The following is a 21,972-nucleotide window of genomic DNA, read 5'->3' on the forward strand; positions in this document are numbered from 1 at the left end:
CACAAAAGATTATTCGACAATTGCCATAATATCTTTTTCGTGCATGATCAAGTAATTTTCGCCTTCGTATTTCACTTCAGAGCCGGCATATTTGTCAAACATGACAACTTGCCCTTCTTTAACAGACAAAGGGATACGTTTGCCGTCATCAGCTAAAGCACCTTCACCTAAGGCAATAACCTTACCAGTTTGTGGCTTTTCCTTAGCATTGCTGGCTAAAACAATACCGCCAACAGTTTCTTCTTCTTGTTCTTCAACTTTGACAATTACGCGGTCACCTAATGGTTTTAACACAAGAAATCCCTCCAAATGATATATTCCAATTAAATTTTAGCACTCTTGATAGACAAGTGCTAACTACAAGAAATATAATATACATGTTTAGGTATTATTGCAAGTTTTTTATATGAATTTTCCAAAAATTTTCACAGGGAGTTGATCCATTGAAAGCACGAAACAGCACCGCTATCACACTACTGCTCTATTTAATTTTATTACTCATGCCCAATTTATTTGCACACTTTATCCCCGTTAAGAACGGCTACTTTTTAGTCGTTACACTTTGGTATTTTATCGGCATGGTGGGTTTTTTATGGCTGACGCAGCGATATACACCGCAAAATTCAATCGAAGTTGCCAACCCTTACACTACTAAACCAAAAGTAGTTGTCTGGGGCATAGGAGGTGCCGTCGCCGCCGTCTTAGTCCAATATTTAGCCGTTTATCTAGAGCAATTACTATTTAACTTGCAAACAACCTCGCAAAACACCGCCACCTTATTGGCGACAATGAAATCTTATCCTTATTACGTTATCGGTATTCTTATTTTCTTACCAATTATTGAAGAAATTGTGTATCGAAAAACAATTTTTGGTGAACTCAGCCCATTCACCGGCAAAATCGGCGCCGCCATAATCTCCGCCTTAATCTTTGCCTTCGCCCACCAAGACGGCCACATCTTAATGTATAGCCTCATCGGCCTTCTATTTTGTTACCTGTATAACCGCACCGGCCGCATCTGGACCACCATGATCGCCCACATCTTAATGAATAGCTTCGTTTTTATTCAAAGCTTTTACCATTAAAATTTGATATAGTAGAACCAGAGCGCGAAAGGGCACGGTTTGACTTTGAGCATAACCTAAAATTACGCCGGAAGCCCGTTTTTGGCTTACAAGTAATTTGTAGTTATGTGAAAAGTCAGTGACCTTGAGCGCGTTTTGGAACCAGAGCGTGACCAAAGACGGGTTGATTTTGAGCATAGCCTAGGCTAACGCCGTGAGCGGGCTTCGCTTACAAGTTAGACGTAGCTAAGTGCAGAAATCAGTCTTTGGGAACGCGTTTCAAATCCAGAGCGGGAAAAGTTACGGGTGACAATGCCCGTAAAGCTCACGGGCCCTTAATCACCGTTTAAAGGCAGACAAAAAGGCCAAAACAACTATCTGTTTTGGCCTTAAGGTTATAAAATAAATTCTACTCTGTCTTATCTGCCTCATCAATAAGGCTACTGTTAGTATTCAAACGATCATCATAATGATCTAAAAAATAGATTAAAGTTTGAAGTTCATTAGCCAAGTCCACGTTTTGTACGCGAACATTTTCTGGTACAGATAAACGCAAAGATGTAAAATTTAAGATACCGCGAACACCGGCTTGTACTAAGCGATTAGCAACTTCTTGGGCTGCCGGATTTGGTACCGTTAAAATTGCAATGTCAATCTGCTGATCCTGTAACTGTTGGTGCATTTCAGTCATTGGATAAATTGGCACACCTGCCTGAATCGTACCTGTAATATCTTCATTTGCATCAAACGCCGCACTAATCCGAATACTATTAGTTTGACGGAAATTATAATTTAATAAGGCATGTCCAAAATTACCAACACCGACTAAGGCAACATTGGTCAAACGATCTTGATTCAAAGTCTTCTTAAAGAAGTTCAATAAATCTTCTACATCGTAACCATAGCCCCGCTTACCCAGTGCACCGAAGTATGAAAAATCTCGTCTGATCGTAGCACTGTCAACTTTGACTGCCTCTGATAATTCTGTGGACGAGACTTTTTTCTTGTCTGCATCATGTAAAAAGTTCAAATAACGGTAATAAAGCGGCAATCTTTTAGCAGTTGCCTTTGGTATTTTAATATCTGCCATCTGTGTAGCTCCTCTCCTATAAAGTTTCATTTGTGAAATAATAGTCTATTCAAGAAATGAACTCAAAAGTATATTACTTGACTGAACAGTAAAAATCAAACAAATTATCTTCTGAACATGTAATTTGTTTGTGAAAAAATCCTAGAAATGCCTATACACTTACCATTAATAAGAGTTTAGCATTTTTTTAAAGAAAGGTTAATTATTTTGATTTTATTACAAGCTCAAAAAGTCGCCCGTCAATTTTCCGGAGACTATATCTTCAAAAACATCAACTTAGAAATTCAAACCGGTGATCGAGCCGCCCTCGTTGGCCCGAATGGCGCTGGTAAATCCACACTTCTTAAAATTTTAGCTGGCCTCAATCCGCCAGATGAAGGTCAAGTCACCACCCCTAAAGATATGACCATGGGTTATTTAGCCCAGGATACTGGTCTAGACTCTAAACGTACAATATATGAAGAAATGCTAACGGTTTTTGCACCACTGCAAAAAATGGAACAGCGTATGCGTGCTTTAGAAGCTAAAATGGGTACAGATCATCATAATGAAGATATTTTAAAACAATATGATCAATTGCAAACTGAATTTTCAGACAAAAATGGTTATGGTTATGAGGCTGAAATTCGCAGTGTCCTTCATGGCTTTCAATTCCCCGAAACCGTTTTAGACAAGCCAATTCATACACTTTCTGGTGGTGAAAAATCACGATTAGCATTAGCTAAGCTTCTATTAGAAAAACGTGATTTACTGATCTTGGACGAACCAACAAACCATCTGGATATTGATACCTTAACTTGGCTTGAAGGCTATCTGCAAGGCTATCCCGGCGCATTGTTACTCGTTTCACATGATCGCTATTTCTTAGACCACACTGCTAAAGAAGTTTACGAGATTCATGAGAATCGCTTAGACCACTATACTGGTAATTATAGCTATTTTCTGGATGAAAAACAAAAACGAGTGGACCTCGAATGGAAGGCTTATGAAAAACAACAAGCCGACATTAAGAAAATGGAAGACTATGTTGATAAAAATATTGTTCGTGCTTCTACAACTAAAATGGCCCAAAGTCGCCGAAAACAGTTAGAAAAAATGGACCGTTTAAAACGTCCAGATGGCTCAGATAAAACGATTCATTTTCGCTTTTCAGAATCTAAAAAAAGCGGCAATGATGTTTTAAAAGTCAAAGATGCGGCGATCGGCTACAGCCCTGAAGCTGTTATGGCACAGCCGGTTGAACTAGATGTTAAACGGCAGCACATTCATGGCGTTATCGGCACGAATGGGGTTGGTAAATCTACCTTATTAAAGAGCATTATTGGTCAAATTCCTCTATTAAAAGGTGAAATTGATTTAGGGACAAATGTTTCCATTGGTTACTATGACCAGGAACAGAAGAATTTACACCCCTCTAAGACCGTTTTAGATGAAATTTGGGATGAGCATCCTACAATGCCCGAAAAAGACGTTCGTTCTATGTTAGGTAGTTTCTTATTTTCCGGAGACGATGTGGCAAAAGTCGTCTCACAACTCTCAGGGGGCGAAAAGGCACGTCTATTGCTAACAAAATTAGCCTTAGAACATGATAACTTCTTGATCATGGATGAACCGACGAACCATTTAGATATTGATAGTAAAGAAGTTTTACAGCAAGCGCTAAAGAATTTTGACGGTACCGTTTTATTCGTTTCTCACGATCGTTATTTCATTAATTATTTAGCCACTGAAATTACTGAAATTACCCCTAATGGCAGCACCCTTTATTTAGGTAATTACGAATATTACTTGGAGAAAAAAAGAGAACAGGAAGCCTTGTTAGCAGAGCAAGCAGCAGAAAATGAACCCGATGCAGCAGCTTCTAATATTAGCCAAGCTCAAATTAGTTATAAAGATAGTAAAACCCAGCAACGGGCCTTACGAAAGCTACAGCGAGAAGTTGAGGCTTTAGAAACAAAGATTGATGATTTAACCAATCAAAGTCAAGAAATCCAAGAACAAATGGCCGCACCTGAAATTGCAACCAGCTATTCCAAAATGCAGACATTACAAGCACAATTGGATGATATTGACGCTGAAATGGCCCCATTAGAAGAACAATGGGCTGATAAAAGTACTGAATTAGAAGATTTTGATCACTAACTAGCAAAAGGCTGACCCAAAAGTTAACTTTACTTTTGAGCCAGCCTCTTTTTTTATTTCTATAAATAATTTAATAATAACCCAGTGCCATATAAATATAGACAAATAATACCTAGATAAAGACCGCACCATTTTGTGGCCGCTTTCAAAATCTGCCCTTCTTGACCTTCTTGTTTTGTGGCTGCCGCCGCAATCGCAATACTTTGCGGTGACATCATCTTTCCGGCGGTTGCGCCAACTACATTGGAACTAACAACCCAATAACTGCTAACTTGCAGTGTGTTAGCTGCTTGAAGTTGTAAATTTCCAAATAAAATATTAGCTGATGTGCCTGAGCCGGTAATAAATGTCCCTAATGCCCCAATAATTGGTGCAATTAATGGGTAGAACGGTCCCATAATTGCGACTAATGTCACGGCTAAACTCTGAGTCATCCCCGAATAGCCCATGACCTTGGCTAAAGCAACAATGGCACATACGGTAATTAATGTATGCCAAATTGTCTTGGCTGTTTCAATCAATGTTTTAAAAATTGTACTTATGGATAGACCTTGGATTGTACCGCCAATAATAGCAGCAATAATGATTAAGGTCCCCGGTGCCGAAAGCCAATTGATTGTATAGGGGGCTGCATTGGCCCCTGTGTAAATGTTAAAGTTTGTGGCCACTTTTGCTAAAGCCGTATTAATTGGTTTTACTAAAGGTGACGCCAGTAAAACGATTACAAAAATTAAAATAAACGGTGACCAGGCCTTAAACAAGGCTGCCGGACTATGTTTAGGAATTGTTTTGAGTACTTCTGTGTCTTTTTCGCCTTGAAAACGTGCCATAAGGATGGTCACTAAAATACTGGCAATTGAGCCGACAATTGCGGGTAATTCTGCCCCAATGAACTTAGCTGCAACGATCTGAGCTAGACCAAAGGATAATCCTGACATAAGCGTTGTTAATCCTACGCCTTTAATTGCTTTTACGCTACCGCCGATCATCGTTACCATAATGAATGGGATTAAGATTACTAGCGGTAGTAATTGTAAGGTGACGATTAAAGAAAGGGGCATTAATTTCAGATGTGTTAGATTTGCTAATGTAATTACTGGCAGGCCCACTGCACCAAAGGCATTAGGTGTTGTATTAGCAATTAAACAGACGACTGAGGCCTTAATCGGGTCTATCCCAAAGGCTATCAATATACCTGCTGGGATGGCGACAGCGGTCCCAAACCCGGCCACAGCTTCTAAAAAGCCACCAAAGCCCCAGGCAATGATTAATACTAAAATTCGCTTGTCTGTTGTAATGCCGGACAACATGTCTTGAATGGTTCGCATACTACCTGATTTTGTGGTGACATTATAAGTAAATAAAGCTGCTAAAATCACATATACTATGGGCCAGATCCCCATAACAATGCCTTCCAACGCACCGGTAAAGGTGTCTACTGCCGGTAATTTAAAGGCTACAATTGCTAAGAATATTGTGATAATTAAGCCTATCGTACACGCTTTATCTGCGGCCATTCTGAGAACGCCTAAGGCAACTACTAGCCAGATAATTGGGATGAGTGCAAAAATAAAATTAAGCCACATGCTCCGATAACTTCCCTTCATTAGTAAATCGCTTACATTTCTCTGTTCTTCGCATTGGTTTGAAGTCATAAAGTTGATACCCGTCATATGACTTAACTCATTTAAAAAATGATCAAGTTAAGCCATACGACGGGTACCCAGGTTGACTCTATAAATTATTCAATTTGAAAATCTTGTTTTCTTTGTTCAATAAAATCTCTTTCTTCTAAATTTAATACAGTTAGTTTTGGAACAATTTTAGGTTGCAGATTCCGATCTACAGCAATAAATATCAATACACCATCACCAATCACTATCGATTCTGATTCATCAAAATCTTTGGCCGTAATTCTTGTGTAAAAAGTCATTGTATGCTGACTAGTTGCTATCAATGTGGTACAAAAACATACCTGCTGCCCAACATAGGCCTTCTTTTTAAAATTAAATGATTTTGCACCAACAGTCATTACCCTAGATTGCGCATACTCGGAAGCTAACAACCCTATTGTTGAATCACAGTGCTTAAATAACTCTCCGCCATGTAAAATTTCCATATGATTCAGCATATTCGGTGTGACTAAAAAATTTCCAGAAGTAACTTCATAAAATCGATTATTAGTCAAATAACATTACCCCTAACTCAAACTATCAATAGGATAGATTTTTTTGACGATTAATAATTTGAGTAGTTTTTTGCTGATCAATCATGTGTACCGCATTAATGATTTGACGAGCCTCTTGAGAGCCTTCATAAATTCTACGTGCTTTTTTACTGTCTCCCAGGTTAACTAATAACTTATCATTTTCATACACATATTGATCTAATTCTGCCATCATTGGTACATAACTTCTCATACCTAAACAAACAAACGCTTTATCAAAATTAATCGTAAATGTTTTTTCATGATCTGAAACAATTGCTTTATCTGAGTCTATTTCTTCTAATTTTGTATTAACATATTGTTTCACATCATATTTATTCAGTAATTCTTTCATAGCAATCTTGGTAATTAGATCCAATTCCTTACCTATTTCTGGTAGCATATCAATCATAGTTACATGACCATTATAGTGCTCAGTGTAATACTCCATTACATCCAAACCAACCGCTCCACCGCCAATTACTAAAATATCTTCATCTTTGTCTGTGAAGTTAGACATGTTCTCTAATAGGTCCGTAATCGTAAATACATTAGGTTTCTTAGCTTGAAGTGCGTCTTTTAAGCCCGTAATTGGTGGTAGAAAAGAGTGTGCACCTGTAGCGTTTAATACGATATCTGGATCTAACGCCTTAATTTTATCCATAGTGGCTGATTCATTGAGATGAATTTCTAGATTATTCAATCGTTCAGCTCGATGTTTTAAGTAGATAACATAGTCATCAATACGCCACTTATCCGGTAATTGCGCAATTTGATGTGCTAGTCCACCCAAATAAGATTTTTGTTCAAATAAAATAACCTCCGCACCAATTTCAGCAGCAGAACAAGCAGCTTCCAATGCGGTTGTTCCACCACCTATTACAACAAGTTTGACAGATTGCTTAATTGCATCTTGTTTATAATCATCTTCATTAATTACATCCGGGTTAACGGTACATCTGATTGGTAATCCCTTAGCAATTCTGTGATCAGCACAACCAATATTACAAGAAATACATTTGCGCAATAAGTCTTCTTGACCTGTTTTAACTTTGTTAACCCAATTAGGTTCAGCTAGCAGCCCCCGCCCCATAGCAACCAAATCAGCATCTCCATCCGCTAAAACTTGTTCCGTTATTTCTGGAGATCTAAAGTTACCTGAAGTAACAACTATTTTATGAAATTTTTCTTTCACAGCTTTGGCCATATATGAACGCCAACCGTCTGGTAAATTCATTTTATCAATTTGATATTGCAAGTTCTGGTTTACAGCTGCAGAAACGTTTAGAATATCAGCAGGTTCAGAAAAATATGATAATAATTGTAATGTATCCTCTAAAGAATTCCCATCATCAATAAATTCATCTGCACTAAAGCGAACAGCTATTGGAAATCTTGGTCCAACTGCTTTACGAACAGCTAGTAACACTTCTTTTGCAAGGCGCGCTCTATTTTCAGGTGTGCCCCCATATTCATCTGTACGATGATTATAATGAGGAGATAAAAATTGATCCAATAAGTAACTATGACCGGCATGTACCTCAACACAATCAAAACCCGCTCTTTTAGCACGATCAGCAGCATCAGCATAACAGTTAATAATGTGATGGATTTCTTCAACCGTCAAAGCTCTAGGGTGCGTCATGCCTATTTTTGAAGGAACATCCGATGCAGAGAGTGGCTGTTGTCCATTGAGTCTCAGGCCAGTTGCTGAAGCACCTGCATGATTAATCTGAACAGATGTACAAGCACCATAAGCATGCATGCGTTCATTAAATTTCCAAAGGCCTGGTAAAAATTGATCATTATCCATTCGCAACTGCGTGGTCCCATTTGTGCCCATTGGATAATCAATACAAACATTTTCTAAAGTAATTAATGCTGTACCGCCCTTTGCCCTTTGTTCGTAATATTTAATGTGATCATTATTTATACTACCATCAAAATTAGCGAAATTTGAGCCCATAGGTGGCATAATAATACGGTTCCGCAAGGTCATGCCATTCACAGTTAATGGTTTAAAAATATGTGAATATGTTTTCATCTAATTTGCTCCTAACTCAAATTTAAATCGCTTAAATCTTGTCGTAAATTTTTAATAGGTATCTGTCCTGGTGCTGAAGCCGCACCAACCGTGGCAAATGTGACGGCAGATCCAAACACTTCCCCAGAAATACGTGAAATTTTCCCGATATCCCCCATAGACATCGTGATAACAGGCATACCCAATTGTTTTCTAGCTTCATTAGTAACAAATAATAGCGTTAAAACATCATCAACACTTTGAGGCATCACAGCAATTTTAACGATATCCGCATTTAAATCTGCCATCTGCTCTAATTTTCCGTAAAGTATTTCTTGAGAGGCTGTTTTTTCAAAATCATGATTACTCATAACAACATAAACATTTGCTTCATGGGATAATGTAATTAATTCTTTTATGGCTGTTTCATCGTGCATCAATTCTACATCGATCAAATCCGTAAATTTATTTTCAATTACATTTTTACAAATATTAAAGTAAGCATCATCAGCTAGGGCTAATACACCGCCCTCTCCTTTGGTTCTAAAAGTTGTTAATAAAGCTGTTTCTTTCAGAATTTTACGTAACGCCTGTGCTGCTGTCTTCAAACTATCAGGATTGGTGACGTCTTCAAAAAAATCAATTCGCCATTCTACAATATCCGGATCTGCTGCAATGATGTCTTGAGCTTGACTTAATATTTCAGTTTGTGTTTTGCCAGTTATCGGTACAGCAATTTTAGGCTGTCCTGAACCGATTGTAATATCTCTAACTTCTATACCTGTTTTTTCAATCAAGATAGCTACCCCCTATTCAACTACGCTTTTCATTACTCAGAGAATAATAAGTCTCTAATGTAATCTGTCGGCATGTCTTCACCAGTCCAAAGCTTGAATGCTTCTGCACCTTGTTCTAACATCATCCCTAAACCATTGAATACATGTTTAACACCAGCCGTTTCAGCTACCTTCATTAATTTTGTCGTTCTAGGTGCATAAACAGTGTCATAAACAATCATATCTTTTCTAAACCAACTTGGATCATTTACTAAAGATAAATCTTCCAAAGGTTTCATACCAACACCTGTAGAATCACAGTATATTAAGCCATCAGCAATTTCATTTTTAAAGGTATCTTGATCTGAAAGATCAAATAAAGTTGCTTTGCAATTTGTTTTTTCGTTAATAATTGCAACGTTACGCTGAGCATTTTCCCATAAACTATCTTTTTGATTGAAAATTGAAATTTCCTTAACACCATCTAGGGCTGCTTGAATTGCAATCGCTGTTCCTGCACCACCAGCACCTGTTAACACCATTTTTTCGCCACGAATATCTAAGTTTTCATCTTCTAAAGATTTCATAAACCCAGTACCGTCAGTTGTATATCCAGTTAAAACACCATTATCATTAACAATAGTATTTACAGCCCCCACTAATTCAGCAGCAGGATCTAACTTATCCAACAAAGGAATGACCTTTTGTTTATTTGGCATAGATACGTTGGATCCACGCATATCCAAAGTCCGAATAGCTTCGATCGCATTTGGTAACTCATCATTTGTGATTTCAAAAGCAAGGTAAGCATAATTCAAATCTAGTTTTTCAAATGCACTATTATGCATTGTTGGCGACATAGAATGTCTGATTGGATAAGCCATTAAACCAATTAAAATCGTGTGTCCATCAATTCTTGTTGTCATTTTATAGTCCTCCTAGAGTTGTATATAATTACTTTTATAATTAATTCACAATAAGATTAACATGCACATTCTATAGAATAAATAAAAGTTAATGGATATATTAATTCAATTATTCTATAATTTGTTTGAGGTGATTTTACTTATGAATATGCGACATTTATTATTTTTTAAAGAGTTAGCTAGAACCCAACACATGTCCAAAGCCGCTGAAAATTTAGGTATATCTCAACCAACGCTGAGTTATGCTATTGATAAACTTGAAGAAGAGCTTGGTGTACCACTTTTTGAAAAAGATGGTCGAAATATCCGACTCACAAATCTTGGAAAAATTTACTTACAATTTATTACTAGAGGTTTAGCTGAAATTGATCGAGGTAAAGAAACACTGGAACAGTCCTTAGACTCCGGAACTGGCCGTGTAAAACTTGGCTTCACATACACAATGGGGCAGCGGTTAATTCCTGAACTAATCACGCAATTTAAACAAAGGCAAGCTGATCAGAAGATCAACTTTGAATTTGTTCAAAATAATACGCGCACTTTATTAAAGCAGCTTCTTAATAATGAACATGATCTAGTTGTATCTTCCTACCTATCTCAGATCAACGATCAAGAAACCACATCTTCTTTAGAATTTATTCCACTTGTCAAACAAGAGATCGTATTAGCAGTGCCACCAAATCATCCTTTAGCTGATAGAAATACTGTGTCTATTCAAGAATTGGCAAAGTATCCGTTAGTTTATTTTTCTAAAAGCAGTGGTTTACGGCCACTAATTGATGGCATCTTTAAACATGCCCATGTCAAACCAAATATCATCTGTGAAATAGAAGAAGACCATACAATAGTAGGATTTGTACAATATAATTATGGTATTGCACTAATTCCAAATTTACCGCAACTTGATAAGAAACTAGTCCATTTAATCCATTTACAAGGAAACCCTACCTACCATCAGATATATTTGGTCTATCAAAATAACCGTTTTATGGTACCTGCTGTCACTAGATTCAGAAGCTTTATGGAATCCTATTGCAAAGAAAATTTCTCTGATACCGGAAAGATGCTTTGATTTTTAATAATTAAGCTAATTTTATTTTTCTCGTATTTATTGCAATAATGATGCTTATTAATAAACCAAGCGCTGCAATGAAACAATCAAATAACATTATGCTTCTCACGCTTGTCTTATAAAGATATCCTGTAATTATTGGAATCGTAAATGATGAAATACTTCCAGCGGTATAATATACGCCGGTAATTAATCCCTTACGATCTGGGAATAACTCACTCATAATAGTTAACCCAATTTGCATAACACCACCAGCTGCTGAAAAGCCTATAACAAACGAGCCTACGAACAAGATTGTAGGTGTCAAAATAAACGATATACCCATTAATGTGATGAAAGAGATCAGTGTGTAAATTACCATTAATCGTGTAGAACGAATATGTAATCCTGTCAAAATAGCTGAAACAATTACACCAACTATTGAACCTACACTGTATATACTCACTAAATATCTTGCATGTGCCGTATTCATATTTAAAACAGACTGTCCATATTTTGTTAGCCATTGGCTCACTAAATAAAATGTGGACATGGATACATAACCATAAATAGTTAACGCAACTGCATTAGTCTTTTCACTGAATGTCCATTGTCTTTTAACTTTCTGCTCTGATTTATTTTTTGGTACAGTCGATAATTTAGGAAATTTATCTCTACTAATAAACATAAAGTTAACTATGAAAATTACGGTACAAGCAATAAATGACCAGCCATACCATAGGTTGAAGTGTTCAATTACGGTAACTAATATAGGAAGAATTAATTCCCCAGTAGATGCAAAAGCCTTAATTAAAATATTCGCTGTTGTTGGATTATTAGGATAAAGCTCCATAAGTGCAGGATATGTTCCTGAATCTAAAAATGAATTCGCCATCCCTGCAAGTATTCCAAAGAAATAGGCCACATACATATTAGGGCTTAGTGTTATACCAATGAAAAACGGAATATAAGTTAAAATACCTAATTCTACAAATATTTTTCGACCATATTTATCCGATAATACACCTGAAATATATAAAACTAGCAGTCTACCAATACCTAGAGAAGAAATTACAAAAGAAACACCAGCATCTGTAGCATTCCATTGTTGTGCCAAGGCTGTCATATTTTGAGCTAAAATTACAATAGCCATCCCATGAACTAAATAGTTAATATATAAATTAATACTCGTCCTTAATCTTTCTGAACGCTCCATGTTACTCCCTCGTTTCATATTTTCATCCACATATAAAATTATCCCGTTCCATGTTTACTACCTTTTACAATAAACACGAAGCGGGATTAACGACCTAAATAACTTTATCAGGGTTTAAAATATTATGAGGATCAACAGCACTCTTTACAGAACGCATCATGCTAATTACAGAATCATCTAACGATTGACCCAAATATTCTCTTTTGGCTAAACCGATCCCGTGCTCACCGGATACTTGTCCACCAACTTTTTTACCTTCTGTATACAAAAGCTCAAATACGTTATTTAACTTTTCTTTCCAAGTTGCATCATCATAGTCATCTCGGCAAATATAAAAATGTAAGTTACCATCCCCGACATGTCCAAACCCAGGAATGCGAATATTCTGTTCTTGCGCCGTTTTGTGCGTAAATGTAATAAACTCAACAATCTTACTTCTTGGTACAACAACGTCTACTTCGTCCATCTCTGTTGTAGAGCTCTTAATAGCTTCTAAAAATGCCCCTCTGGCTGTCCAAACTTGATTACGTTGGATTTCGTCATCTAATACATAAACATCTTCAGCGCCGTTTTCAAAACATAACTCTGCAATTTTTTCATAATCTTCTTCGACGCGCTCTGTACTTTGACCATCAAAAGACAATAGTAAGTATGTTTGATGGTTAGCTTCTGGGAAAACCTTTCCAGAGAATTCTTCCCAAAAATTAACTGAATCATTTTCGAAGAATTCAACGGCTGTTGGCGTAATACCAGATCTTAAGATAACTGGCACAGTACTAATAGCACTTTCAAAATTTTCAAAAGGTACTAATAGACTCACTGTATACTCTGGTTTCATAATAAGTTTTAGAGTCGCTTCAGTAACGATACCTAATGTCCCTTCAGAGCCAATTACTAAATCTTTCAGGTCAAAACCTGAACTATTTTTAACTACTTTACCGCCTAAATGCATTATGTCTCCACTAGGTGCTACCACTGTTAATGCTCGGACATAATCCCGGGTTACACCGTACTTAATAGCTCTCATACCACCTGCGTTAGTAGAGATATTTCCACCGATAGTTGCAGATTTCTCACCTGGATCTGGTGGGTAAAAGAAACCTTTTTTCTCAGCATATTCTTTAATATCCATCAACAGTACACCAGGTTCAACAGTTAACGTTAAGTTGTCAGCATCTAATTCTTTAATTTGATTCATCCCGGACAAATCAATTAAGATACCACCCTTTATAGCAATAGAGCCACCAACTAAACCTGTCCCTGCACCACGAACAACTGCCGGAATCTTATATTCATTAGCAATCTTCATGACTGCTGAAACATCTTCTGTAGATTGAGCTTTTACAACAAGGTCTGGTAAATGGAAGATCGTCCCCATCTCATCATGACCGTAATCTTCAGAGATCTCACTTTTTTGAATTAATTGTTTTTCGGGCACTACTTGGCTAACAATCTTGAAAATATCCGTTTTATCTTTTAATTCCATCGAAAGTTCCTCGCTTTCTAAAATTTATAAATTGTATTATTTATTACTAAAAGCTGATATGTCCTGCCCGTACAATCCCTTATCACGCCAATAAGTGTATACAGCAAAACCATTCTTACATTTAAATCGACACTCAATACAAGGATCTTTGTCACAGTAACAATAGGCATCTTCATCAGCTAGAGCAAACAAAACTTTTCTTTTGGTGTTTGGCCCAATATATTTGAATTGAAATCCTGTGAAAGTTAACAAACAAATCCATTGGATAACATCACTTGATGATTCTTCTTGGCTGTCGTCCGGTAGCGTAATTTGAATCGCATTATTATTGAATCCACCGATAATCTGATATTGAGGTGTAAAACTACTATCTGCATTCATAACCGGGATGATGGTTTCAAAAATATCTGGAGCATCTTTAAAATTATCATCCTTGGAGATCGTTGCAAAAATTTGATCTTGACCCTTCAATCGATAAAACTTAGGTGTATGTCTAATTAGAGAAGGTCGTCTTATTGCAGTAGACCTTGTAATGCTAAATTTTCGATTTAACGCTGACACTAGCCTTCACCTCTTTAATCAGTTTTCAATCTTTATAATCGTTAAGCTGCTGAATTAAAGCTTTTTTTATAATCTTTCCTGAGTCAGTCATAGGCATTGTTTTATAGACAATAATCTTCTCTGGCCAGAATTTTTTTTGTACATTTTTTAATTCTAAAAAATGAGTGATTTCATTTAAAGTAATATGTGCATATGCTGGCTTTAAAACTACACAGACAGCAATACGCTCACCAAGTCGACAATCTTTAAAGCCAATTGCTGCTACTTGACGTATCTTATAATACTCAGAAACAACACTTTCCACTGTAACTGAAGAAATGTTTTCTCCACCGCGAACAATAATATCATTAATTCGTCCGGTAACCTCCAGTGCTAGATCCTGATTGTAATAACCTAAATCTCCAGTATGGAACCAACCAGCTTCATCTAAGACTTTTTGTGTTGCAATGTCGTTTTGAAAGTATCCTTCAAATACAATTGGTCCTCGAACATAGATTTCACCAGACCGATGACTTTCAGTAATGTCCTTATTCTTAGAATCAATCAATCGTACTTCAACGCCCGGAATAGGAAAGCCTGCTGTCGTATGGCCATTTTTTCGTCTATAGTATTCTGGCGTTGTACAAACAAATGGGACACTTTCCGTTGTTCCAAAGACATTATATATAGGTACATCTTTGTCTATAGATGCCTCTAATAATTGATCAGAAATTGGGGAGCCACCACATATAATCTTTTTTAGAAATCCTTTATACGGTGCCTTTCTAAATAGATCATAAGCCGTTGTAGGCACAGCTAATGCATAGGTACAATGATATTTTTGAATTAACTCTATACTTTTCTCAGAATCATATCTTTCTAGTAAGACACAGGTGCTACCCGTTAGAAAGGTTGAAACAATCCCGTGGTGAAACCCGATCGCATGGTTAATAGGTAATGCTAGTAATAATCGATCGGTCTGATCTATCTCATAAATATCTGTAAAGTGCGATTCACTGTACAAAATATTTTCTTGAGAGAGTAATACGCCTTTAGGCAGTCCGGTTGTTCCTGAAGTAGTTAACATTGCCGCAATATTCGGAGACAGTTTAGACCCAATCTTATCAGTATTTATCAAACATGCACCATCAAACAGCTTTGAATCCACTGAATGATACTGTACTTCTCCATTTTTTAATTCAGTACATAAATCTGAACTAGCAAGAATAAACATCTTTGGCGCCATTTTTTTAAAAATACGTTCAAATTCCTTGGCATCGAGATGCATACTCAATGGCATCATCACTACATGCGCTTTAAAACTCGCAATCACGACTGCAATAGACGCAATACTTGTTGGCAATTGCATAGCGATTAAATCCATTGCTTGGATACCTTGTTGTTTGAAGAATTCAATTACCTTGTTACTTAGTCTATCCATCTGTTCATAAGTAATTTGTTGGCCTTCTTCAATTAAAAAGATATGTTGTGGTGACATCTCACAACGCCTTGCCCAGGCTTCAGCTAATGTTTTAAATTTAAATTTTGAATAATTTGTTTGCTTTTCATTAGACATGGGCAACGCCCTCCATGTATCTCTACTATTTTTGAGCTGTAATTTCTGTCATTTTCTCAATAACTTCTTTCGCATCTCCGACAATACCATAATCTGCTATTTTAAAAATTGGTGCTTTTTCATCGCTATTAATAGCCACAATAGTTTTGACATTTTCGATACCTACTGTATGTTGCACAGCACCTGAAATTCCGAAAGCAAAATAAATATCTGGTTCTATAGATTTACCGGATTGCCCTACCATTAATGTATTAGGTACCCAGCCATTATCCACTACTGGTCTAGAAGCACCCACAGCAGCGCTGAGATTCTCTGCTAATTTTTCTAAGTTCTTAAATTCTTCAGCACCTTTAAGCCCCCGACCACCAGCAACAACGACTTCAGCATTGTCCAAATTTAAATTATCATTATCCACTAAAGACTTATATACTGCAGTTTTCGGTACTTGATAGTCAATACTTAGAGTTTCTTCAGTTACTGCAGTTTCTTTTGCAGCAACTTTCTCTAAGGTTATATTTGAGTTATTTACTGTAATGATTAATGGTGCTGCATCAGTCACCGTAATCTGACGTTTTAATGCGCCAGAATATGATTTCTTTACTAAATTCAAATGATCATCAGTTGCTTCAATTTTTTCTACATCTGTAACAATAGCGCTTAAGTTAGAAGCAGCTACCCGTGCAGCAATACCATTATTAAACCTATTAGCATAAAAAATTATTCTACCAGCATCATTTTTTTGGAAATACTGATTATACGCTTTGGCCACTGCATTAGGATCTAAAACTGACAGCTTCTCTACATTTAAAAAAGTAATTGCGTCTACATTTTGATCAAAACTAGCTTGAAATTTTGTTTGATCTAAAGCCTCACTTTGAAAAGCAACAACTGTGATAGATGCTGTAGAAAAGCTTTCTTGAACAACTTTTTGAAGTGCTTCTACTTCTGATTGATCATCCGTTGTAGCACACAAGTATACTGTTTGATTATTCATAAGTAGCCCCTCTTTATAAAATACCTTTTTCTTTTAAGTTATCCATAAGCTTATCCACAGCCTGTTCATCTTGTTCTAAGTCATAAATAATATTCTCTTTATTAATAACTTCTGGTTCAAAAACGCCAGTGCTATCTACTTTTTCACGTAGATTATTCAATTGAGTCAAGTCAAGGTCCGTTAAGTCTGAAACTTTAACTTCATCTAACTTGGCTTTTTTAGCCTGCATTTTGGCTTTGAAACTAGGTAATCTAGGCGTATTAATTGTATCTGTAACAGAAATAACTAATGGTGTTTTTTCATAAATTCCAGATAACTCACTTTGATCCCATCTAGAAACTAATTTTAAACTGTGATTTTCTAAAAACTCAATTTCGTCCACATTATCTACAAAATCTGCATCTACTGCAGCTGCAATACTAGCACCAATAATCGATTGATTATCATCAGCCGCTTCTCGACCAGTAATAAAGTATGATACATCGGCAACAGGAACTTTTCCTAAAACGCTACCAAGCATTGGAGAAAAAGCATCTAGAGATTCGTAACCTTCATCGTTAACCTTGAACGCATGGTCACAGCCTAACGAAAGTGCCTCACGTAAGACCTTTTCCGTTTCAATATCTCCACCGAATGAAACGGCAGTAACTTCACCAGTATATTTTTCCTTCAATTGCAAAGCTACTTCGATAGCATTCTTATCATAGGGATTTAAAATAACTGCAGTGCCATTTTTAGCCGGTTCTGATACCAAAGTTAAATCATCACTTGCTTTATCAGGATCAACCATCGCTTTTACATAAACAACAATATTCATGGCTTGCCTCCAAATTTACTTTATTTCTTTGCGTATTCTTTATTCAATTCGTTGGCAATAGTCATTCTCTGAATTTCATTTGTGCCTTCGAAAATTTGGAATACTTTAACATCACGCATCAATTTTTCAACAGGGTATTCTTTAGAGACGCCGTAACCGCCAAAAACTTGAACCGCATTAGAAGTTACTTCCTGCGCTAAATCTGAAACAAAGGTCTTTGTCATAGCACCTTCTTTACGAACAGATAAACCTTGATCCATCATCTTCATGGTATTATTAACCATCAATCTTGAAGCTTCTGTTTGAATAGCCATGTTTGCTAACATCTCTTGAACTGCTTGGAATTTCAAAATTGGTTTACCAAATTGTTCTCGCATTTGGGCATATTTTACGGATTCATCCAATGCACGTTGCATAATTCCAACAGCAAGTGTCGCTACATATGCTCTGGAAAGATTTAAAGAATTTAAGGCAATTTTGAAGCCTTGTCCTTCTTCTCCAATTAAGTTATCTTCTGGAATGTGAACATTGTCAAAATTTACTGTACTTGTATCTGACAACCGTAACCCCATTTTATCTTCATGCTTGCCAACTGTAATACCTTCTCTATCACGTTCAACAAGAAATGCACTTAAGCCACGATTACCATCATCTGAAGTTCTAAAAATGGCAACATATAAACTTGCCAAATTACCGTTAGTCACGAATGTTTTTTCACCGTTCAAAACATATTCATTACCAACTTTTTTTGCAGTTGCTGCAACAGCGCCAGCGTCAGTACCCGCATTATTTTCGCTTAAAGAGAAAGCCGCAAATTTACCTGGCGCAATGATGTCGGCGAAATATTTAGATAGCTTTTCATCCCCTGTTAAAATAACAGATCTTAATGCTACGAAGGTAGAAACCAAAGTAATTGCATAACCGGCATCATACTTAGCTAATTCTTCAAAAATCATCGCTGTTGTTTCAAAAGGTAACCCAATACCACCTGGTTCTTCTGGTACTTCTAACATATGCAGACCCATTTCGAAAGCTTTATCAAAAGCCTCAGGGGGGCAAAGTCCCATCTCATCCCATTCTCTAACATGTGGTTTTAATTCAGCTTCAGCAAACTCATGCACCATATTAATAAAGTCTTGTTGATCTTCTGTATATTGTAAAGCCATCTTTACCCCTCGACCTTCTTTAAAAGTTTTTCAATTCTAGATATTTTTTGTTAAACCAATAATGCCATCTGCTTGCATTTTTTGAATGGTATCTTCTGAATAACCCAATTCTTTCAGAACTTCAGCTGTGTCTGATCCTTGAGCACGAGAAACTTTAAGTTCTGGATTCCCTTGAGATTCAAATCGCACAGGATTCGTTGGAATCATCCGGTCTGCACCTGAAGGGAAAGTCATTTCTCTTAATTCATCATTCTTTAATGCTTCTTCATCTTTATAAATTTCAGTTGGTACGTAGCAAGGCTCTAACGGCAAGTCATTTTCTGAGAAAACTTTGACCCAATGATCTAAAGTTTCTTTTTGGAAAGCTTCTCCCATAATGGCAACAAACTCGTTATTTAAGTGATTTTTATTAATTTCATCTACATCGTTATAGCGCGGATTATCTACTAAATCCTTACGATTTAATACAGTCATTACTTTGTTGTAGTCTCGACCATAAACCGGAACGCACATTACTAACCACCGATTATCTTTTGTTTTATAAGTATTATTAAATGGGTTAGCAATTTCTTTTCTTGTCTTAGGATAAGTGTTGCCGTATTGCGCAGACACCATGGCTACATTTTGCATGAAGATAGCCGCATGATGTAAACTAACCGTTACTTTTTCACCAATTCCATCTGCTCTTTGTTTTACTAATGCACCACAAAGTCCTGCGGCTAAACACATAGACACTTGAAAATCACCATATCCATTGGAAGGATTCATAGGTGTTTCATTTAATTCCATGGTAGTACCTAAGATACCGCCACGAGCCATATAACAAGTAGCATCAAAACCTGCAGCGTCTTTTTTGTCACCATGTTCTCCGTAACCTAGCACTTGTCCAAAAATCAATTTTGGAAATTTCTTGTGTAAGGCTTCATAGTCTAATCCCATCTTAGCCAATGATTTTGCTCTGATATTAGTTAAGAAAATATCTGCATCATTTAATAATTGATACATGATATCTAACCCTTCATCACTCTTAGTATTTAATGTGACAAAGCGTTTATTCATATTAGAAATATCAAAGCCTAAATTTTCATCGTCTGAATAATGCATATTGAAGACAGAACCTTGTGTTCTACCGGGGTCTCCTTTTGGTGACTCCACTTTGATAACATCAGCACCCCATTCACCAAGAATTCTGGCAACAGTTGGTGCAGCAAGAAAAGTAGTCATATCAATAACTTTAACGCCTTTAAGAATACCGTCCATTTAATGTCCCTCCAAAAAATGCCGATAACAGCTAAATTCTAAAATTGAATTGCCGCTATCGGCATAAAGATCGAAATCTTTACTTAATTACACCGTTATCTTGAATTAATTTACGAGCTGCTGTAACCCGCTGTACAGAACGCGGACCTTCTTCGAGCCACATAGCACGGCAATCTCTATACATACGTTCTACTGGACCATATTCATTATCTTCAAAGTAGCCAATGCCACCAAAGATTTCCAAAGTATAATCAGAAACAATTCTTACTGTATTAATACTTTGAAGTTTGCACATTGCTGCTTTTTCTTCAATATCTTCGCCTTTATCGTATTGTTCTGCTAAGTCATATAACATAGAACGTAATGCGAAAATTTCAGTACCCATATCAGCGATTTCTTGTTGAATCATTTGACGTTTAACTAATGGTTTACCAAAAGTAACACGATCCTTAGCACGAGCAATGGACATTTCTAACATCCGTTGTGCCATCCCTAAATTACTATCAGCAATATGTGCTCTAGAAATAGATAATGCAGAAATTGCAACGTGCAAACCTTCACCACGTTTGCCTAACAAATAGCGTTTAGGTACTTTGACATTTGTGAAACGTAAGCCGGCATGTCCTGCACCACGGCAGCCCATCATATGTGGCATTGGAACAATTTCGTAACCTGGTAAATCAACGGGTACCCAGAAAGCACTTAAGCGATCGTCACCAGTTTTTTCTGGATCTGTTACAGCTACAACATAAGTTGCATCGCTGCAGTCTGTATGGGAGATTAAGAATTTTTCACCATTCAAGATGTAGAAATCACCATCTTCAATGGCTGTGGTATGTACGTCAGCACCAGTACCACCAGTTTCTTCCGTCAAAGCAAAGTTGGTATAGATTGTTTTATCTTGAACTTTTGGCAATACTTCTGCTTTTAAATCTTCTTGTCCAAATTCGTCCATGATACGCCAGTTTAAGTCGGCAGCATGATGTAAGTGCATCCGCATACCACCAGGGCCTCTAGAAAACATTTCTTGAACTTGGAAAATTTGTTTTTGGGATAAACCAAAGCCACCATATTTTAGTGGTAAAGCGAATCGATATAGATCATTTTCAATTGATAATTTATAGAACTCTTCTGGGAAAGTATTAGTAACTTCTACTTCCTTTTGCATTTCATCAAATGGACCTTCTGCTAACTCTTTAATTTGAATCAAATAATCTTCAAAATCCTTTTCTGAAACTTTTTGTCCTGGTGTAAGATTAACTTTTTTAGCCATTGAAAATTCCTCCATGATTTTAATAGATTTTTTCTATCAATTATTAGGTTAATTCTGATAATACATTCACATAGTTGCAATAAAAACCAATTAAATCTCTATATTTTTGAAATTCACCTCACGAGTATTACAATTTAGATTAGTTCCCTTTCATAAAAAAGAAAACGCTTTCCATCCCCTTGCATACACAATAACCCCGCAGTATGTTATATTCAAATTCTTTTTAACTATGGAATTATTTGTAAAATAAATACATCAGCAATATTTTGTTATTAATTTTGCTAACTTAATATATGTAGACTTTTTTATGATAGAATGTTAACGAACCATAGAATAATTCTATTGTTGTGGATTTATGAATTTTCA

19 protein-coding genes are annotated in these 21,972 nt (G+C 36.5%); 3 read left to right on the plus strand and 16 right to left on the minus strand.

Translation table 11 applies throughout. From position 1 onward, the window contains the following. Positions 1–9: 9 nt before the first annotated feature. Positions 10–294, minus strand: a complete 285-nt coding sequence (gene groES / locus EKM93_RS05315) for a co-chaperone GroES (protein WP_125713807.1) — start codon at positions 292–294, stop codon at positions 10–12. Positions 295–443: 149 nt separating this feature from the next. On the opposite strand from groES, the gene EKM93_RS05320 reads away from it, so the two are divergent. Next, entirely contained in the window at positions 444–1,085 is a 642-nt protein-coding gene (locus tag EKM93_RS05320; RefSeq protein ID WP_125713809.1) for a CPBP family intramembrane glutamic endopeptidase, read from the plus strand. Positions 1,086–1,473: 388 nt separating this feature from the next. Here EKM93_RS05320 and EKM93_RS05325 read toward each other — a convergent pair whose 3' ends face one another. Then, positions 1,474–2,154, minus strand: coding sequence for a redox-sensing transcriptional repressor Rex (locus EKM93_RS05325; RefSeq protein ID WP_125713811.1), 681 nt, complete (start codon positions 2,152–2,154; stop codon positions 1,474–1,476). 207 nt (positions 2,155–2,361) lie between these two features. Here EKM93_RS05325 and EKM93_RS05330 point away from each other — a divergent pair, with 207 nt between their 5' ends. Then, positions 2,362–4,296, plus strand: a complete 1,935-nt coding sequence (locus EKM93_RS05330; RefSeq protein WP_125713813.1) for an ABC transporter ATP-binding protein — start codon at positions 2,362–2,364, stop codon at positions 4,294–4,296. A gap of 59 nt (positions 4,297–4,355) precedes the next feature. Here EKM93_RS05330 and EKM93_RS05335 read toward each other — a convergent pair whose 3' ends face one another. From EKM93_RS05335 to EKM93_RS05355, 5 genes are all read right to left on the minus strand, one after another. Continuing rightward, complete coding sequence (locus EKM93_RS05335) at positions 4,356–5,882, minus strand: L-lactate permease (RefSeq protein WP_125713907.1); 1,527 nt, start codon at positions 5,880–5,882, stop codon at positions 4,356–4,358. A gap of 155 nt (positions 5,883–6,037) precedes the next feature. Then, positions 6,038–6,484: an acyl-CoA thioesterase gene (locus tag EKM93_RS05340; RefSeq protein ID WP_125713815.1), complete on the minus strand. Its 447-nt coding sequence runs from the start codon at positions 6,482–6,484 to the stop codon at positions 6,038–6,040. Between the two features lie 25 nt (positions 6,485–6,509). After that, on the minus strand, positions 6,510–8,546 hold the full coding sequence (locus EKM93_RS05345; protein ID WP_125713817.1) for an oxidoreductase: 2,037 nt from the start codon (positions 8,544–8,546) through the stop codon (positions 6,510–6,512). An 11-nt stretch (positions 8,547–8,557) separates the two neighbouring features. Further along, entirely contained in the window at positions 8,558–9,322 is a 765-nt protein-coding gene (aroD, locus tag EKM93_RS05350; protein ID WP_125713819.1) for a type I 3-dehydroquinate dehydratase, read from the minus strand. Positions 9,323–9,354: 32 nt separating this feature from the next. Next, entirely contained in the window at positions 9,355–10,227 is an 873-nt protein-coding gene (locus tag EKM93_RS05355) for a shikimate dehydrogenase (protein WP_125713820.1), read from the minus strand. A gap of 142 nt (positions 10,228–10,369) precedes the next feature. Between EKM93_RS05355 and EKM93_RS05360 the strand changes: the two genes are divergently transcribed. Then, complete coding sequence (locus tag EKM93_RS05360; RefSeq protein ID WP_125713822.1) at positions 10,370–11,299, plus strand: LysR family transcriptional regulator; 930 nt, start codon at positions 10,370–10,372, stop codon at positions 11,297–11,299. Positions 11,300–11,309: 10 nt separating this feature from the next. Here the strand turns inward: EKM93_RS05360 and EKM93_RS05365 are convergent, their stop codons facing one another. The 9 genes from EKM93_RS05365 to EKM93_RS05405 form a co-directional block, all read right to left on the minus strand. Beyond that, positions 11,310–12,494 (minus strand): MFS transporter, encoded by a 1,185-nt coding sequence (locus EKM93_RS05365; protein ID WP_125713824.1) that lies wholly within the window; start codon positions 12,492–12,494, stop codon positions 11,310–11,312. A gap of 94 nt (positions 12,495–12,588) precedes the next feature. Next, entirely contained in the window at positions 12,589–13,980 is a 1,392-nt protein-coding gene (locus EKM93_RS05370; protein ID WP_125713825.1) for an FAD-binding oxidoreductase, read from the minus strand. Positions 13,981–14,016: 36 nt separating this feature from the next. Further along, positions 14,017–14,541 (minus strand): hypothetical protein, encoded by a 525-nt coding sequence (locus EKM93_RS05375; protein ID WP_164506996.1) that lies wholly within the window; start codon positions 14,539–14,541, stop codon positions 14,017–14,019. Positions 14,542–14,566: 25 nt separating this feature from the next. Beyond that, complete coding sequence (locus EKM93_RS05380) at positions 14,567–16,096, minus strand: class I adenylate-forming enzyme family protein (protein WP_125713829.1); 1,530 nt, start codon at positions 16,094–16,096, stop codon at positions 14,567–14,569. A 25-nt stretch (positions 16,097–16,121) separates the two neighbouring features. Next, on the minus strand, positions 16,122–17,090 hold the full coding sequence (locus tag EKM93_RS05385) for an electron transfer flavoprotein subunit alpha/FixB family protein (RefSeq protein WP_125713831.1): 969 nt from the start codon (positions 17,088–17,090) through the stop codon (positions 16,122–16,124). Between the two features lie 13 nt (positions 17,091–17,103). Continuing rightward, entirely contained in the window at positions 17,104–17,907 is an 804-nt protein-coding gene (locus EKM93_RS05390) for an electron transfer flavoprotein subunit beta/FixA family protein (RefSeq protein ID WP_125713833.1), read from the minus strand. 20 nt (positions 17,908–17,927) lie between these two features. Beyond that, positions 17,928–19,073, minus strand: coding sequence for an acyl-CoA dehydrogenase family protein (locus EKM93_RS05395; RefSeq protein ID WP_125713835.1), 1,146 nt, complete (start codon positions 19,071–19,073; stop codon positions 17,928–17,930). A gap of 36 nt (positions 19,074–19,109) precedes the next feature. Then, on the minus strand, positions 19,110–20,333 hold the full coding sequence (locus EKM93_RS05400) for a CaiB/BaiF CoA transferase family protein (RefSeq protein WP_125713837.1): 1,224 nt from the start codon (positions 20,331–20,333) through the stop codon (positions 19,110–19,112). Positions 20,334–20,412: 79 nt separating this feature from the next. Then, a complete protein-coding gene (locus EKM93_RS05405; protein WP_125713839.1) occupies positions 20,413–21,606 on the minus strand; it encodes an acyl-CoA dehydrogenase family protein in 1,194 nt (397 codons plus the stop codon). Positions 21,607–21,972 lie beyond the last annotated feature (366 nt).

Origin of the sequence: Agrilactobacillus yilanensis, from assembly GCF_003946725.1 — a bacterium.
GTDB lineage: Bacteria > Bacillota > Bacilli > Lactobacillales > Lactobacillaceae > Agrilactobacillus > Agrilactobacillus yilanensis.

Coding starts and splice junctions, on each gene's coding strand:
- EKM93_RS05365 (WP_125713824.1), bottom strand. CDS start 12,494: ATGGAGCGTTCAGAAAGATTAAGGACGAGTATTAATTTATATATTAAC.
- EKM93_RS05380 (WP_125713829.1), bottom strand. CDS start 16,096: ATGTCTAATGAAAAGCAAACAAATTATTCAAAATTTAAATTTAAAACA.
- EKM93_RS05360 (WP_125713822.1), top strand. CDS start 10,370: ATGAATATGCGACATTTATTATTTTTTAAAGAGTTAGCTAGAACCCAA.
- EKM93_RS05400 (WP_125713837.1), bottom strand. CDS start 20,333: ATGGACGGTATTCTTAAAGGCGTTAAAGTTATTGATATGACTACTTTT.
- EKM93_RS05385 (WP_125713831.1), bottom strand. CDS start 17,090: ATGAATAATCAAACAGTATACTTGTGTGCTACAACGGATGATCAATCA.
- EKM93_RS05345 (WP_125713817.1), bottom strand. CDS start 8,546: ATGAAAACATATTCACATATTTTTAAACCATTAACTGTGAATGGCATG.
- EKM93_RS05325 (WP_125713811.1), bottom strand. CDS start 2,154: ATGGCAGATATTAAAATACCAAAGGCAACTGCTAAAAGATTGCCGCTT.
- EKM93_RS05355 (WP_125713820.1), bottom strand. CDS start 10,227: ATGACAACAAGAATTGATGGACACACGATTTTAATTGGTTTAATGGCT.
- EKM93_RS05335 (WP_125713907.1), bottom strand. CDS start 5,882: ATGTGGCTTAATTTTATTTTTGCACTCATCCCAATTATCTGGCTAGTA.
- EKM93_RS05395 (WP_125713835.1), bottom strand. CDS start 19,073: ATGGCTTTACAATATACAGAAGATCAACAAGACTTTATTAATATGGTG.
- EKM93_RS05390 (WP_125713833.1), bottom strand. CDS start 17,907: ATGAATATTGTTGTTTATGTAAAAGCGATGGTTGATCCTGATAAAGCA.
- EKM93_RS05370 (WP_125713825.1), bottom strand. CDS start 13,980: ATGGAATTAAAAGATAAAACGGATATTTTCAAGATTGTTAGCCAAGTA.
- EKM93_RS05405 (WP_125713839.1), bottom strand. CDS start 21,606: ATGGCTAAAAAAGTTAATCTTACACCAGGACAAAAAGTTTCAGAAAAG.